A 13,821-nucleotide genomic window follows, 5' to 3' on the forward strand; every position below is an offset into this window, starting at 1 on the left:
ACTTAACTAATCGCCACCGGGAAGATTGACCCAAGAAGCATGGCGCCAAGGATCGCGCCGCCGGTGATAGGCTTCTGCCAGATGTAGAACAGCAGCGCGCCCGCCAGGGAACCGATGCCGATAGGAATAGAAGCGGTCATGGCGCTGAGGATAATCAACGGTCCGAGGAAACGGCCTGAGGCGTTACCGGCCCCCATCATGACGTCCGCACCGTAGGTGGAATCGCTCTGGTTGATGGTGAATTTACGCGCCAGGATGATGATGTAGCCAATCGCGAGGCCCAGCACCAGGCCGGTGACCAGCGAGGCGGCAAAGTTGGCGACCGGGAAAACAAAGCCCGCGCCGAGCAGCAGCGCCGGAACGCCTAAGCCGACGCCGGTCTGAATCGCCCCGCCGATATCCAGAATCCCCACCAGCGAGCCTTCGATAATACGCGCGAACAGGAAGCTGGCGCCGAACGCCGCTACCGCGCCGTAGGCCCCGGTATCAATTCCCGCTTTCAGCATCGCCACGAAGGCGACTTCGTTAAACGCGCCGATGCCGTAGAGGTAGTACATATGCGTCCCGGCAAAGACGCCGGCGGAGAGCAGGCCAACAAAGATCGGGAACGACCAGTCGGCATACCAAAAACCTTTATTTTGTTCCATGAGAGGCTCCTGTTATTTACCGCTGAGCGAGTTGTGGATCAGTTCCAGCCAGTTCGGCACGGTCAGATGGAAGGATTCAATCATCTTCATGTCGAAACCGCGGAAGAAGCCGCTCAGAACGAACAGCGCGACGATCGCCACCATCATCACCTTGGTGACGCGGTGCCAGCCGCTCTCTTCAACGCCTTTCCCGATCAGGATGCCCAGCACCAGGCCCGGAACGGCGTTACCCATAATCAGCTGCGCCGCGCCGCCGAAAATCGTCGCCCAGAAGCCCGATTTTTTACCGGCATCAATCGCCGCCAGCCAGAAGATGACCGGCATCACCGTATTCACCAGCAGGTTTGCCGCCGGAACCAGCACTTTAACCGCCGTCACCTGCAGCGCTTCCGGTACAGAAGAGGCGGTGAGGTTGAGGAAAGCGACCACGATCATGCCGATAATGCCGCAGGCGATGGCCATCTTTTTCGGATCGTGCAGCGTCTCGCCGACGTTGCGGTTTTTAATCATCAGCGCTGCCGCCCCCCAGTTGGGGATAATGCGGTGGTCAACGTCCTGAGTGAAGGAGCCTGCCGCGACGGAAGAGGCCCAGGCGTTGAAGAAGAAGCCCAGGCCAAATGAGAAGTGGGAAGCCGGATCGCCTTCACATGAATTCAGCTCGCCCAAGGTACGAAACGCCCCCATCCCCTGCGTGGTGGGCGCATGAAACATGCGTGCCGCTCCGGCGCCTACGCCGACGCCAACCAGGCCGCCGATGATGAGCGATTTTATTAAAATTATCAGGAACATAGTCTGACCCTTTGGTGAAAATCAGGTTTTCGTGACGAAATCCACTTTATCGAGATTAATGGCGGTCACGGTGACGGTGACCTTCAGCTCCACGCTGTAGGTTCGTCGCTCACGGCGCAAAAAGAAGAATAAAAAGGCCTCTTTCCGTACCGCTTCACGCGCATGAACAACCTCCACGTCCTGTGGTTCAATACGCAGTAAGATGTGCGGCGACGTTTTCATCACCGCCGCCTGGACATGGTTCAGGGCATCGGCAAAAGCGCGCGTTTTGCTCTCGCCTTTGCCGGTAACGCTCACCGTGGTGGTGAATTGCTCTTTCATGCTCACGCGCCGTACTTCTTCTTCCAGGCCTCAACCAGGCGTTCACCCAGCTCTTCTTTATCCATAAAGCCGAAGCCCAGTACGTTGTAGCCTTCGTTGATCGCGGTGACGCCTTCATCAACGGAACGCATGCCATATTTCGCCTTGTATCCGTGCTTATTCTGCGCGGTGATCGCCCCTGCGCCGCCGCTGCCGCAGAAAGAGATACCGAAGGTGGCGTTTTCCGCCTTCATCATGTCGCCCAGCTTCATATCCGCGGCAACGCCCGGCACGACCACGGCGCGAGCGCCGGCTTTTTCCGCACCTGCGGCAACTTTTTGTCCTTTACCCAGGCGATCGCCAATAACAACGGTGATTTGTTCCATTTGTGTGCTCCTTACAGGTTATCTTTCGCGACTTCGAAGTGGACGGACAGCAGCCAGGCTTCTTCATCTGGCAGATTGCCGAACTGCGCGACCACTTCGCGGGCCAGCATCATTGAATCTTCTGAGATCTCTTCGAACAGGCTGGCATCCACTTCCGGCAGCGGCTCGCCGCTGATTGACCGATGGGCCATCGCCCGAACGTGGGAAGTCAGCATTTGCTCCTGAACGTCGTTGGGGACGATGTTGCGGCGGCTTAATAGTGCGAAAACCTGCTGCAGCATCTTGTCGGCCAGCTGTTCGGTTAGCGTGGCCTGCTCCTCTGGGACGTGTGTTACCGCTCCGTTATTCACTTGAATTACCCCGTTGATGTCTCTGGGGATAACACTAATGCCGGGGGCAAAGAGTTTGTAGCGAGTTGTTTTCCACTTCGAAGTGGAAAGGAAGAAGGCAGGCGTGATCTATTTCACATAGTTATTGTGGATGTATTCGCCCCAACCAATTCTCGTGATGAACATCACAAGATCATCGGTGTCATGGTGGCGAAAACCGGCATGCAGGAAAAGCGAAAAATGTGACGGTGATGGAGTTTTGAATTAACAGAATGTGGGAGGCATCGGCTGACGCCTCCCCACAAAGAGAAATTAACGGTACTTCTTATGGTATGTATTGCGGGTGGTTTTAAACTCTTCCGCTGCGGCCTGGGCTTCTTTGACTTTGCCTTCATCAGCCAGCTTCAGCGCGCCGTCAATCTGGCCGATCAGCACATCGAAACCGTGACGATAGTCTTTCATTTCCGCGCTGTCCGCCGCTTTACCTTCCAGCTTCGGCGGCGTCTCTTTCTGGGCGTCAACCGCCGCTGTGCGCATCTTATTCAGCGCCGCTTTCAGCTCGCCGGCATCTGAAGTTTTCTGCACCACTTGCAGGTTCTCAGCAAGGGTATCCATATCTTCGCCCAGATCGGCGAAAGCCGATGCCGAACCAAGCGCAAAAGCCGATACGGCCAGCATCGCTAACAGTTTTTTACGCATTGCTCACTTCCTTTTTTATTATTAAGCACACAAGTGTTATTGCCCGGCGATCTTCATCTCCGGCAGCAGTACGGAACCGCACTGAATGTTGCTGCGCGTTTCGATATCGTCGCCGATGGTCACGATATTACGCCACATATCTTTCAGATTTCCTGCAATGGTTATCTCACTGACCGGATACTGAATTTCGCCGTTTTCTACCCAGAAGCCGGATGCGCCGCGTGAGTAGTCGCCGGTGACGCCGCTTACACCCTGCCCCATCAGTTCCGTGACGACAAGACCGGTCCCCATCTCTTTAAGCAACTTTGCAAAACTCAGGCCGCGGCCGTTAATTCGCCAGTTATGAATACCGCCCGCGTGGCCAGTGCTCTTCAATCCCAGCTTGCGCGCCGAGTAGTTGGTCAACAGCCACTGGGTCAGTACGCCGTCTTTAATGATATCCCGGCGTTCCGTACGGACGCCTTCGCTATCAAACGGCGTCGAAGCCAGACCTTTCAGCAGGTGCGGATGCTCTTCAATGGTCAGCCAGTCCGGCAGGATCTGGCTACCCAGCGCATCAAGCAGGAAGGTGGATTTACGGTAAACCGAACCGCCGGCGATCGCCCCGACCAGATGGCCAAACAGACCGGTAGCGACTTCGTTGGCGAAAATCACCGGCGCTTTCATCGTCGATAGCTTACGCGGGGCCAGGCGCGACAGGGTGCGGCGGGCGCACTCTTCGCCAACCCACTCCGGCGATTGCAGGTCGTCTATCGCCCGTCCGATGGTGTAAGCGTAATCGCGCTCCATATCGCCATTCTCTTCGGCAATCACGCAGCTGGAGAGCGAGTGGCGGGTAGAGCAGTAGCTCTGCAGCATGCCGTGGCTGTTGCCGAACACTTTAATGCCGTAGTGGCTGTTAAAGCTGCCGCCTTCGGTATTGCTGATGCGTTTATCGGCTTTTAGCGCCGCCTGTTCAGCGCGGGAGGCCAGCTCGATGGCTTCATCCGGGGAAACTTCCGCCGGATGGAACAGGTCAAGGTCCGGGGCTTCAAAAGCCAGCAGTTCTTTATCCGCCACGCCCGCGCACGGGTCCGGCGAGGTATAGCGGGCGATATCCAGCGCCGCCTGCACCGTGCGGGCAATAGCCTGCGGGCTGAGATCGGTCGAAGACGCGCTGCCTTTGCGATTCTGGTGATAAACGGTGATGCCGAGAGCACCATCGCTGTTGAATTCTACGTTCTCCACTTCGCCGTAGCGGGTGCTCACGCCGATACCGGTAGTTTTACTGACGGAGACTTCCGCGCCGTCGGATTTGCCTGCCGCCAGTTCCAGCGCCGTGGTCACGGCCTCTTCCAGCGTCTTACGCTGTTGTGCAACTTGAGAGATGACTTTCATCGCTAATGCCATAATGTAAGAAGGAGTTAACTGAAGTCTAACAGAGAACCGTTTTTCAGTGCGCGCCTTAACTGGTAACATTAGTCTCTTTTTTAAGGAGCCTGAGATGACAAAGCAGCCCGAAGACTGGCTCGACGACGTCCCTGGTGATGACGTCGAAGATGAAGACGATGAAATTATCTGGGTCAGTAAAAGTGAAATTAAGCGTGACGCCGAAGAACTGAAGCGTCTTGGCGCGGAAATGGTCGAGCTGGGTAAAAACGCGCTCGATAAAATCCCGCTGGATACCGACCTGCGCGACGCGATTGAACTCGCCCAGCGTATCAAGAAAGAAGGCCGCCGCCGCCAGATGCAGCTGATTGGTAAAATGCTGCGCAGCCGCGACGTCGAGCCGATTCGTCAGGCGCTGGACAAGCTGAAGAACCGCCACAACCAGCAGGTTGCGCTGTTCCATAAACTTGAGCAGATCCGCGATCGTCTGATTGATAATGGTGATGATGCCGTGGCTGAAGTGCTGAACCTGTGGCCAGATGCCGATCGTCAGCAGCTGCGTTCGCTGATCCGCAACGCCAAAAAAGAGAAAGAAGGCAACAAGCCGCCGAAGTCCGCGCGTCTTATCTTCCAGTACCTGCGCGAACTGGCCGAAAGCGAAGGCTAATTCTGTATGACTCCCCGGATTACGGCTGTTGCCCGATCCGGGCGACCCACTCCCTCGAACGCAATGCCATGGACAATGGTCAATTCGAATTTTCCCTGCATTTAAATCGGTTTTAATTTTTCATTTTCATTCGATTTCGCGCTTATATTTAACTTTTATTTCACAAGAAAGCCGTTCCATTGCAATCCGGCTGGCAATCTCCCCTCGCCATCAACGCCAGTGCCATCAACACAACCTGTTAACTTTATTAAATAAAACAATATAACCCTGCCTTTAGGGCGCTGACTTTATCAGCAGTTTGCTTATCTTTGATCCACCTCTCAAAACGGTTTTGATATTTCATACATCATAATAATGAAAAATAAATTTCATTAAAGTACGAGAACCGAAACGGTGCGTGCGCGTATTTTTGGCCAGTGAGTTCTGTTCATTAAAACCTGGCGTCTGCAGGCTTTCCTCAGCAGAAAGTCGACAAAATCATCCGCACCGCCGCAGGTGAATCGCCCAGCGGAGGCCATCGTCCGGCAAGAAGCAGGAATTCACTTTTCACGAGAGGGGCTAACCCGGCGGTCGGTTATTTGCCGCCGACCGGAGCCAGATTTTAGAGAGTCGACAGCTATCATCATGGAGAAAAATATGACTACTGTACCAAGGCTGAAATATTTCGTTGATGGTCAATGGCGCGTATCGCAGACCGAACGCTATATGGACGTCTATAACCCAAGTACCGGGGAAGTCATGGCTCAGGCCCCCTGCTGCACCGAGCAAGAAGTGCTGGATGCCGTTGCCGCGGCGCGCAAAGCCTTTCCGGCGTGGTCAGATACGCCGGCCATTAAACGCTCGCAAATTATGTTCCGCGTTCGCGAATTATTAATCCAGCATCAGGACCGCTTAACCGAGCTGGTGGCAAAAGAAAACGGTAAAGCCTGGGGCGACGCCCAGGGCGATGTATTAAAAGCGAAAGAAGGTACCGAGCTTGCCTGCTCGATTCCCACTCTCATGGCCGGTGAAAACCTGATGGACGCCTCTGCCGGGATCGACACCAACCTTTATCGTGAGCCAATTGGCGTGTTCGCCGGTATTGTGCCGTTTAACTTCCCGGCAATGATCCCGATGGGATGGATGGCGCCATTATGCGTCGCCTCCGGTAATACCATGGTGATTAAAGCGGCCAGTATGACGCCGATGACCTGTATGGAAATCACCAAACTCTATCAGGAAGCAGGGGTGCCGGATGGGGTGATTAACGTCGTGACCTGCTCACGCAATGAAGCCGATATCTTGCTGACCCACCCGGACGTCAACGGCGTCTCCTTCGTCGGCTCAACCTCCGTGGGTCTGCACGTTTACTCCAAAGCCGCCGCTCACGGCAAGCGCGTTCAGGCGCTGTGCGAAGCGAAAAACCATGCCCTGGTGCTGGCCGATGCGCCAATTAACCGTACCGCAGCGGGGATTATCAACGCCGCGTTTGGCTGCGCGGGCGAACGCTGCATGGCGCTGCCGGTTGTCGTGGTGCAGGAAGAGATCGCTGATAAGCTGATTGCCGCCGTCGTCGAGAAAGCCAAACAGCTGAAAATCGGCCCCGGCTATCTGCGCGATACCGATATGGGTCCGGTGATTTCTAAAGATCATAAGCAATCGGTCATCAACTGGATTAATAAAGGCATTGAGGAGGGGGCAAAGCTGGTGCTCGACGGTCGCGCTATTCAGGTGCCGGGCCAGGAAAATGGCTTCTACGTCGGGCCAACCATCCTGGATCGCGTAACCGAAGAGATGAGCGTCGGCACGCAGGAAATTTTCGGGCCGGTGCTGTGCTTTAAGCGGGTCAAAACCTTCGAAGAAGGTCTGCAACTTATGAACAATAACCCGTTTGCCAACGGCTCGGTTATTTTCACCCAAAGCGGCTACTACGCTCGCGAATTCCAGAAACGCACCCACGGCGGCATGGTCGGTATCAACGTCGGTATTCCGGTGCCGGTCGGCGTATTCCCGTTCTCAGGCCATAAGCAGTCCTTCTTCGGCGACCTGCACTGCCTGGGCAAAGACGGCGTCCGTTTCTACACCGAATCAAAATGCGTGACCTCGCGCTGGTTTGATGAAGAGGAAGCGAAACGCGAAAAAGTCGACTCCTGGGACGGTACGATTTAAACGCCGCTAATACCCCAAATAATTCAAGTTGCAGTCAACGCACCAGCCGCTCGAAGTATGACGGTCAACTCCCTCCAGATATTGCTTCGGCAATATCTGGAGCATTAATTCGATTTTTTTACTCTGCACGTGTCGCTGAATCGTAAATGACGAATGCACACTAAAAAAATCCTTAATATTAAATGGAGTTTCCTATGACCCAGGCCTTCTCAATTCCTCGCAGTATTATTTATGGCGAAAATGCTTTAGAACATCTTTCCACCCTGAGCGGCAAAAAAGCCGCGTTAGTCACTGGCGGAAGTTCCATGAAGCGTTTTGGCTTTCTGGATAAAGCCGTCAGCGAACTTAATAAAGCGGGTATGGAGTGCATTATTATCGATAATGTCGAACCCAATCCGTCCATTAAAACCGTCTGGCGCGGCGCAAAAGCGATGCAGGCTTTTGGACCGGACTGGATAGTGGCGATTGGCGGCGGCTCCGCGCTTGATGCCGCAAAAGTAATGTGGTGTTTCTACGAGCATCCGCAGCTGAAGTTCGAGGATATTCTTCCGGTCGGTTCCATGCCGGCGCTACGCAATAAAGCCCGATTTGTGGCGATCCCTTCCACCAGCGGCAGCGCCTCTGAGATCACCGCATTTTCGGTGATCACCGACACGGCAAATCATATCAAATACCCGATTGTTGCCGCCGATCTGGTACCGGATATCGCCATTCTCGACCCCACCATTCCGGCAAAAATGCCGCCGCACGTTACCGTTCATACCGGAATGGACGTTCTGACCCACGCCATTGAAGCCTATGTGTCCACCGCGGCCAACTCGTTTACTGACCCCTATGCGGTAGAAGCGATTCGGCTGGTGTTTACGTATCTGGAAATCGCCTGGCGCTCACCTGATGATTTAAACGCCCGCATGCATATGCACAATGCTTCTGCGCTGGCGGGAATCGCCTTCACCAACGCCTCGCTGGGGTTAGTTCATTCAATGGCGCACAAGATTGGCGGCGAGTTTGGTATTACCCACGGTCTGGCAAACGCGATTATGCTGCCTTATATCATTCAATATAATGCGAAGTTCACCAAAAAATATCGTCAGCTGGAAGCGGCGTTAGGCATCAAAAACCTGATTGAAGCTATCAACGCGCTGAATCAACGTCTGGGCGTGCCGAAAACGCTAAGCCAGTGCGGCGAAGTTGAAATCAATGAAATCACCTTTGTGAACGTCCTCGACAGAATGAGTCACCATGCCGTTGACGATCCCTGCACATTAACGAATCCTAACTATCCGTCCGTTCAGGATGTCAAAGGGCTCTATACCAAAGCGTTCTACGGCGCTTGATAATCTCCCCGCTGCGTTTTTTTACACGGTAAAACCGCTTCAACCAGGGCCGCCTGGGCCACCAAAGCCCGGCGGCCCTGTCGTTTCTAAAGGCTTCATCATAGCCGTAGCCAGTAATAGCTGAATCGTTAAATCTAAAATCATCTTGATTCACATTTTTTTAGCAACAACTTTTATAATTACTTAAAAAAAGCGATTTAAATCTCATTTAAAAATATAAAAACGGCCATTTTCTCACCAGGTGAGACACTTCACATTTTCATAATCCACTTACAACTAAATTCCCTGCATCAGCAACACAATCGATTCAGCAAAAGGGTTAAAAAATGAAAAAAACATTAGCTTTAACAGCAATCGCTATGCTTGTTTCTGGGCCTGTAGTCGCGAAAACATGGGTGCTGACAAGCGCTGAAAGCGGTATGGATAAAGGAAACTGGCAGATAACCAGCGACCAGCTGAAGATAAAAGATCATAACTTCAGCATTGAGCAAAAAGTCCTTCACGGCGGGAAACAGGAAGGCAGCAAAATCCTCGTGATCCACAGCAAAGACGGCCTGACGATTACCCTGAGCCCGACTCGCGGCATGAATCTGCTGAAAATCGAAGGTTTTGGTTCACGGATGGGCTGGGACTCACCGGTAAAAGAGGTGGTCAACCCGGCCTTTATTAACCTCGAAAGCCGCAACGGGCTGGGCTGGCTGGAAGGCTTCAATGAAATGATGGTGCGCTGCGGCTATGAATGGACCGGCCACCCGGTAACCGCAGACGGGCAGATTTATACCCTGCACGGTAAAGTCGGCAACACGCCGGCTTCACAGGTGGAAGTGGAAGTCGCGGACACCGCGCCGTATGAAATTCGCGTTCGCGGGCTGGTGAAGGAGAGCACGTTTAAGAAAGCGGATCTGCAGACCATGGCCGAGCTGCGCTATGTACCCGGCAGCAACAGCTTCAGCCTGCACGATGTCTTAACCAACCATGCTGACTATCCGCATGACTATCAGATTATCTATCACAGCAACTTTGGCAAGCCGATCCTCGAAGAGGGGGCCCGCTTTATGGCGCCGATCGCCAGCATCAGCCCGTTCAATGACTACGCCAAAGCCGGCTTAAAAACCTGGCAAACCTACGCCGGTCCAACCAAAGATTTCGATGAAATGGTGTTTAACATGCAGCCGCTGGCGGACGAAAATCATCAAACGCTGGCCGCCGTGGTCAACAAAGCCGGCGACAAAGGGGCATCGATTCAGTTTGATACCCGCCAGCTGCCAGTGCTGACGCTGTGGAAAAACACCGATACCGAGAAACAGGGTTACGTGACCGGTATTGAGCCGGGTACCAGCTACGCCTATCCGGTAACCATCGAGCGCGAGCAAAAACGCGTTAAGCAGCTTCAGCCCGGGGCAAGCACCCAGTTTGATCTGACCTATACGCTGCTGCACAGCAGCGAGCAGGTTGCCGACGTGGAGAAGAAAATCGCTGCCATTCAGGGCGATACCAAAGTAGCGGAAGACGAAACGCCTATCGCGAAGGAGTAGCGTAAGCTTTGAGCCCATCCCGGGTTGCGGCGTAACGCCTGACCCGGGCTACCGGCCCGCAGACGACGGTAAACCCGTAGCCCGGCTAAGCACAGCGCGAGCCGGGAAAAAAGCGGAGATGACATTGCGCGCGGCTTCCCGGAGGCGGCGCTTGACGCGCCTTGTCCGGACTACCGGCCAGCAGACGGCGCTGAACCCGTAGCCCGGCTAAGCGCAGCGTGAGCCGGGAAAAAAGCGGAGATGACATTGCGCGCTGCTTCCCGGAGGCGGCGCTTGACGCGCCTTGTCCGGGCTACCGGCCCGCAGACGGCGCTGAACCCGTAGCCCGGCTAAGCGCAGCGCGAGCCGGGGAAAAAAGCGGAGGTGGCATTGCGGGCTGCTTCCCGGAGGCGGCGCTTGACGCGCCTTGTCCGGGCTACAAAACCTTGACCGCGCCAGCCTGCTCCATGACCACCAAACGCAAATCCTGCGCAAAGCGCTGGTACTGCGCCTCATTAATCGGCTGCGGATAGCTCAACACGATCAGTTCATGATCGGCGATGCCCTGATGATAGGTCGGATGGCGATGAGCCCAGGGATTCGCGCAAAAGCCCATGGTTTGATAAAAGCGCAGGCGCTTATGGGCAACTTCGCTGGTCAGCGGATCGATTTCCAGAACGGTCAGCGGCGCGCGCTGAAGTATTTCAGCTAACAGCCGCTTGCCGTAGCCGCGCGATCGCAAGGTATCGTCGATGGCCAGATGTTCAACGTAGCGATAGTCAGCAAACCGCCAGCAGCCGCTCAGGCCAATAAACTGGCCATCATCGAACCAGGCTTCCAGTTCATAATGCGGATTATCAAGCGCCTGCTGTTTAGCCTCGATTTCACGCTGCTCGTGCCACGGAAAGGCCCTGCCGTACAGTGCGTCAAGCGGGGGAAAATGCGAGGAATCGGTAGAGGTCACTCTTTCTGAATTCAACATGAACCCTCCTGGCTACAAAAACTATCCGCCCTCACGCGGAGGGCGGATAAACGAGGAGAATAGCCTACTCGGCCGCCTCGGCTTTTTTCGCCAGCTTATCGAGCAGCTTCTGATGAATGCCGCCAAATCCACCGTTGCTCATCACCAGAATGTGGTCGCCAGGATGGGCGGTTTTAACAATCATATCCACCAGCGCATCGACATCGGCGCTCCAGTGCGCAGGCTGTACGCAAGCGTCAGCCACTTCAGCAACCTGCCACGGGATATGCTGCGGCTGCAGCAGGAAGACCTCGTCCGCGCGACCGAGAGACGGCGCCAGGTCGTCTTTGCAAATGCCCATTTTCATGGTGTTAGAACGGGGTTCAAGCACGGCAAGAATACGCGCGGTACCGCCAACTTTGCCGCGTAGCGCCTGCAGGGTCGCCAGAATCGCCGTCGGGTGGTGGGCGAAATCATCGTATACGGTCACGCCGTTGGCTTCGCCGCGCAGCTCCAGACGGCGGCGGGCGTTGATAAAGCTGCCCAGCGCGTTGGCCGCATCGGCAGGCAGCACGCCGACATGCCGGGCGGCGGCGATGGCCATCAGGCCGTTATGCATATTATGCTCGCCGACCAGCGCCCACTTCACTTCGCCGACTTTCTCGCCGTCCAGCCACACTTCCCAGGAGGAAGCATCGGTGGTGAGCTTTTTCGCCTGCCAGTGCCCCTGTTCGCCAACCAGCTCCTGCTCGCTCCAGCAGCCCATCGCCATCGTCTGCTTCAGATTGATGTCGTTCTCCGGCAGGATAATCTTGCCTTTGCCCGGCACAATACGCACCAGATGATGAAATTGCTTCTGGATAGCTTTTAGATCGTCAAAGATGTCCGCGTGGTCGAATTCAAGGTTATTGAGAATCAACGTGCGCGGGCAGTAATGAACAAATTTGGAACGTTTATCGAAGAAAGCGCAGTCGTATTCATCGGCTTCAATCACGAAGAACGGGCTGTCGCCGAGGCGCGCGGAAACATCGAAGTTGCCCGGAACGCCGCCGATAACAAAGCCCGGCTTGTAGCCGCAGGCTTCGAGGATCCAGGTCGCCATGCCGGCAGTGGTGGTTTTTCCGTGCGTTCCGGCAACCGCCAGCACCCAGCGATCGCGCAGCACGAAATCGTGCAGCCACTGGGGACCGGACATGTAAGGGATATTATTTTCCAGCACCGCTTCCACGCACGGGTTTCCGCGCGTCATTGCGTTACCGATGATCACCAGGTCCGGCTGCGGATCCAGCTGGCTGGCATCATATCCTTGAATTAACTCAATTCCCTGGTTTTCCAGCAGGGTACTCATTGGCGGATAGACGTTCGCATCCGACCCCGTTACCTCATGACCGAGGGAACGCGCCAGCATCGCCAGCCCCCCCATAAACGTGCCACAGATTCCTAAAATATGAATGCGCATTCGTCATTTCCTTCTCTTATCTGAAGCACAGTTTACCGGGATGTTGGGGGGGAAAGAAATGCATTTCAGGCGAATCCGTATTTTGCTGGCGCGATTCACCAGTGCGAACTTTTTTTATTCTTTGTTAAGATTGTTATGTTCGTTTTACTTCACATAAACATGCAGGGAACGGGTTATGAAAACGTTAGGTGAATTTATTGTCGAAAAGCAGCACGAGTTCTCTCACGCAACCGGCGAGCTTACTGCTTTGTTGTCGGCGATAAAGTTAGGCGCCAAGATCATCCACCGCGATATCAACAAGGCCGGCCTGGTCGATATCCTGGGTGCCAGCGGTGCTGAAAACGTTCAGGGCGAGGTTCAGCAAAAACTCGACCTGTTTGCCAATGAAAAGTTGAAAGCCGCACTGCGAGCACGCGATATTGTTGCCGGGATCGCCTCTGAAGAAGAAGATGAGATCGTCGTCTTTGAAGGATGCGAACACGCCAAATACGTGGTGCTGATGGACCCGCTGGATGGATCTTCTAACATCGACGTTAACGTCTCTGTTGGCACGATCTTCTCTATTTACCGCCGCGTCACGCCGGTGGGCACCCCCGTTACCGAAGAAGATTTCCTGCAACCGGGCAACCGACAGGTCGCCGCGGGCTATGTGGTGTATGGCTCCTCGACGATGCTGGTTTACACCACCGGCTGCGGCGTCCACGCCTTTACCTATGACCCTTCCCTTGGCGTCTTCTGCCTGTGCCAGGAGCGCATGCGCTTCCCGGAAAAAGGCAACACCTACTCGATTAACGAAGGTAACTACATTAAGTTCCCGATGGGCGTGAAGAAGTACATTAAGCACTGCCAGGAAGAAGATAAAGAGACCCAGCGCCCGTATACCTCACGCTACATCGGCTCTCTGGTGGCGGATTTCCACCGCAACCTGCTTAAAGGCGGCATCTATCTCTATCCGAGCACCGCCAGCCACCCGGACGGTAAACTGCGCCTGCTGTACGAATGCAACCCGATGGCGTTCCTTGCGGAACAGGCGGGCGGTAAGGCCAGCGATGGTAAAGAGCGTATTCTGGATATCATCCCGGAAAGCCTGCATCAGCGCCGTTCTTTCTTCGTCGGCAACAACCATATGGTTGAAGACGTCGAAAACTTTATTAAAGAGTTCCCGGACGCGTAACCCGCCTCTTCCCCTCCCGCCTTACGGGAGGGGAAATCCTTCC

At 54.7% G+C, this 13,821-nt stretch carries 14 protein-coding genes; 5 read left to right on the forward strand and 9 right to left on the reverse strand.

Translation table 11 applies throughout. The features are described 5' to 3' along the window. Positions 1-2: 2 nt before the first annotated feature. The 7 genes from SIK97_RS12010 to pmbA all read right to left on the reverse strand — a co-directional run bounded on the left by SIK97_RS12010 (position 3) and on the right by pmbA (position 4,539). On the reverse strand, positions 3-647 hold the full coding sequence (locus SIK97_RS12010) for a DUF4310 family protein (RefSeq protein WP_004098076.1): 645 nt from the start codon (positions 645-647) through the stop codon (positions 3-5). A 12-nt stretch (positions 648-659) separates the two neighbouring features. Further along, a complete protein-coding gene (locus SIK97_RS12015; protein WP_004098075.1) occupies positions 660-1,436 on the reverse strand; it encodes a DUF4311 domain-containing protein in 777 nt (258 codons plus the stop codon). 21 nt (positions 1,437-1,457) lie between these two features. Then, entirely contained in the window at positions 1,458-1,757 is a 300-nt protein-coding gene (locus SIK97_RS12020) for a DUF4312 family protein (protein WP_057173306.1), read from the reverse strand. Positions 1,758-1,759: 2 nt separating this feature from the next. Beyond that, positions 1,760-2,122 (reverse strand): SFCGS family glycine-rich protein, encoded by a 363-nt coding sequence (locus tag SIK97_RS12025; protein ID WP_004098072.1) that lies wholly within the window; start codon positions 2,120-2,122, stop codon positions 1,760-1,762. 11 nt (positions 2,123-2,133) lie between these two features. Continuing rightward, positions 2,134-2,472, reverse strand: a complete 339-nt coding sequence (locus tag SIK97_RS12030) for a PRD domain-containing protein (RefSeq protein WP_004098070.1) — start codon at positions 2,470-2,472, stop codon at positions 2,134-2,136. 291 nt (positions 2,473-2,763) lie between these two features. Next, positions 2,764-3,150 carry a cytochrome b562 gene (gene cybC / locus SIK97_RS12035; RefSeq protein WP_009652340.1) on the reverse strand — a complete coding sequence of 129 codons (387 nt, stop codon included), beginning with the start codon at positions 3,148-3,150 and terminating at the stop codon, positions 2,764-2,766. A gap of 36 nt (positions 3,151-3,186) precedes the next feature. After that, positions 3,187-4,539 (reverse strand): metalloprotease PmbA, encoded by a 1,353-nt coding sequence (gene pmbA, locus SIK97_RS12040; protein ID WP_004098067.1) that lies wholly within the window; start codon positions 4,537-4,539, stop codon positions 3,187-3,189. A gap of 94 nt (positions 4,540-4,633) precedes the next feature. On the opposite strand from pmbA, the gene yjgA reads away from it, so the two are divergent. The 4 genes from yjgA (at position 4,634) to SIK97_RS12060 (ending at position 10,205) form a co-directional block, all read left to right on the forward strand. Next, complete coding sequence (gene yjgA / locus SIK97_RS12045; protein WP_004098062.1) at positions 4,634-5,185, forward strand: ribosome biogenesis factor YjgA; 552 nt, start codon at positions 4,634-4,636, stop codon at positions 5,183-5,185. 636 nt (positions 5,186-5,821) lie between these two features. After that, positions 5,822-7,333, forward strand: coding sequence for a CoA-acylating methylmalonate-semialdehyde dehydrogenase (locus SIK97_RS12050; protein ID WP_004098061.1), 1,512 nt, complete (start codon positions 5,822-5,824; stop codon positions 7,331-7,333). Positions 7,334-7,527: 194 nt separating this feature from the next. Beyond that, on the forward strand, positions 7,528-8,670 hold the full coding sequence (locus SIK97_RS12055) for an iron-containing alcohol dehydrogenase (protein WP_049079506.1): 1,143 nt from the start codon (positions 7,528-7,530) through the stop codon (positions 8,668-8,670). A 326-nt stretch (positions 8,671-8,996) separates the two neighbouring features. Beyond that, positions 8,997-10,205: an aldose 1-epimerase family protein gene (locus SIK97_RS12060; RefSeq protein ID WP_057173307.1), complete on the forward strand. Its 1,209-nt coding sequence runs from the start codon at positions 8,997-8,999 to the stop codon at positions 10,203-10,205. 415 nt (positions 10,206-10,620) lie between these two features. Here the strand turns inward: SIK97_RS12060 and SIK97_RS12065 are convergent, their stop codons facing one another. Both SIK97_RS12065 and mpl read right to left on the reverse strand, forming a co-directional pair. After that, positions 10,621-11,166 carry a GNAT family N-acetyltransferase gene (locus tag SIK97_RS12065; protein ID WP_049103800.1) on the reverse strand — a complete coding sequence of 182 codons (546 nt, stop codon included), beginning with the start codon at positions 11,164-11,166 and terminating at the stop codon, positions 10,621-10,623. A gap of 64 nt (positions 11,167-11,230) precedes the next feature. Then, positions 11,231-12,604, reverse strand: a complete 1,374-nt coding sequence (gene mpl, locus SIK97_RS12070) for a UDP-N-acetylmuramate:L-alanyl-gamma-D-glutamyl-meso-diaminopimelate ligase (protein ID WP_004098056.1) — start codon at positions 12,602-12,604, stop codon at positions 11,231-11,233. A 175-nt stretch (positions 12,605-12,779) separates the two neighbouring features. On the opposite strand from mpl, the gene fbp reads away from it, so the two are divergent. Further along, the gene (gene fbp / locus SIK97_RS12075; protein WP_004098053.1) at positions 12,780-13,778 is read left to right on the forward strand and encodes a class 1 fructose-bisphosphatase; all 999 of its coding nucleotides are present in this window, start codon (positions 12,780-12,782) and stop codon (positions 13,776-13,778) included. Positions 13,779-13,821: the final 43 nt, after the last annotated feature.

It is taken from the genome of Klebsiella sp. JN_Kp126 (assembly GCF_033843325.1).
GTDB lineage: Bacteria > Pseudomonadota > Gammaproteobacteria > Enterobacterales > Enterobacteriaceae > Klebsiella > Klebsiella michiganensis.

Bases quoted from the DNA above. Each gene is read 5' to 3' on its own strand.
- SIK97_RS12010 (WP_004098076.1), bottom strand. From the start codon at position 647: ATGGAACAAAATAAAGGTTTTTGGTATGCCGACTGGTCGTTCCCGATC.
- SIK97_RS12015 (WP_004098075.1), bottom strand. From the start codon at position 1,436: ATGTTCCTGATAATTTTAATAAAATCGCTCATCATCGGCGGCCTGGTT.
- SIK97_RS12020 (WP_057173306.1), bottom strand. From the start codon at position 1,757: ATGAAAGAGCAATTCACCACCACGGTGAGCGTTACCGGCAAAGGCGAG.
- SIK97_RS12025 (WP_004098072.1), bottom strand. From the start codon at position 2,122: ATGGAACAAATCACCGTTGTTATTGGCGATCGCCTGGGTAAAGGACAA.
- cybC (WP_009652340.1), bottom strand. From the start codon at position 3,150: ATGCGTAAAAAACTGTTAGCGATGCTGGCCGTATCGGCTTTTGCGCTT.
- pmbA (WP_004098067.1), bottom strand. From the start codon at position 4,539: ATGGCATTAGCGATGAAAGTCATCTCTCAAGTTGCACAACAGCGTAAG.
- yjgA (WP_004098062.1), top strand. From the start codon at position 4,634: ATGACAAAGCAGCCCGAAGACTGGCTCGACGACGTCCCTGGTGATGAC.
- SIK97_RS12050 (WP_004098061.1), top strand. From the start codon at position 5,822: ATGACTACTGTACCAAGGCTGAAATATTTCGTTGATGGTCAATGGCGC.
- SIK97_RS12055 (WP_049079506.1), top strand. From the start codon at position 7,528: ATGACCCAGGCCTTCTCAATTCCTCGCAGTATTATTTATGGCGAAAAT.
- SIK97_RS12060 (WP_057173307.1), top strand. From the start codon at position 8,997: ATGAAAAAAACATTAGCTTTAACAGCAATCGCTATGCTTGTTTCTGGG.
- SIK97_RS12065 (WP_049103800.1), bottom strand. From the start codon at position 11,166: ATGTTGAATTCAGAAAGAGTGACCTCTACCGATTCCTCGCATTTTCCC.
- mpl (WP_004098056.1), bottom strand. From the start codon at position 12,604: ATGCGCATTCATATTTTAGGAATCTGTGGCACGTTTATGGGGGGGCTG.
- fbp (WP_004098053.1), top strand. From the start codon at position 12,780: ATGAAAACGTTAGGTGAATTTATTGTCGAAAAGCAGCACGAGTTCTCT.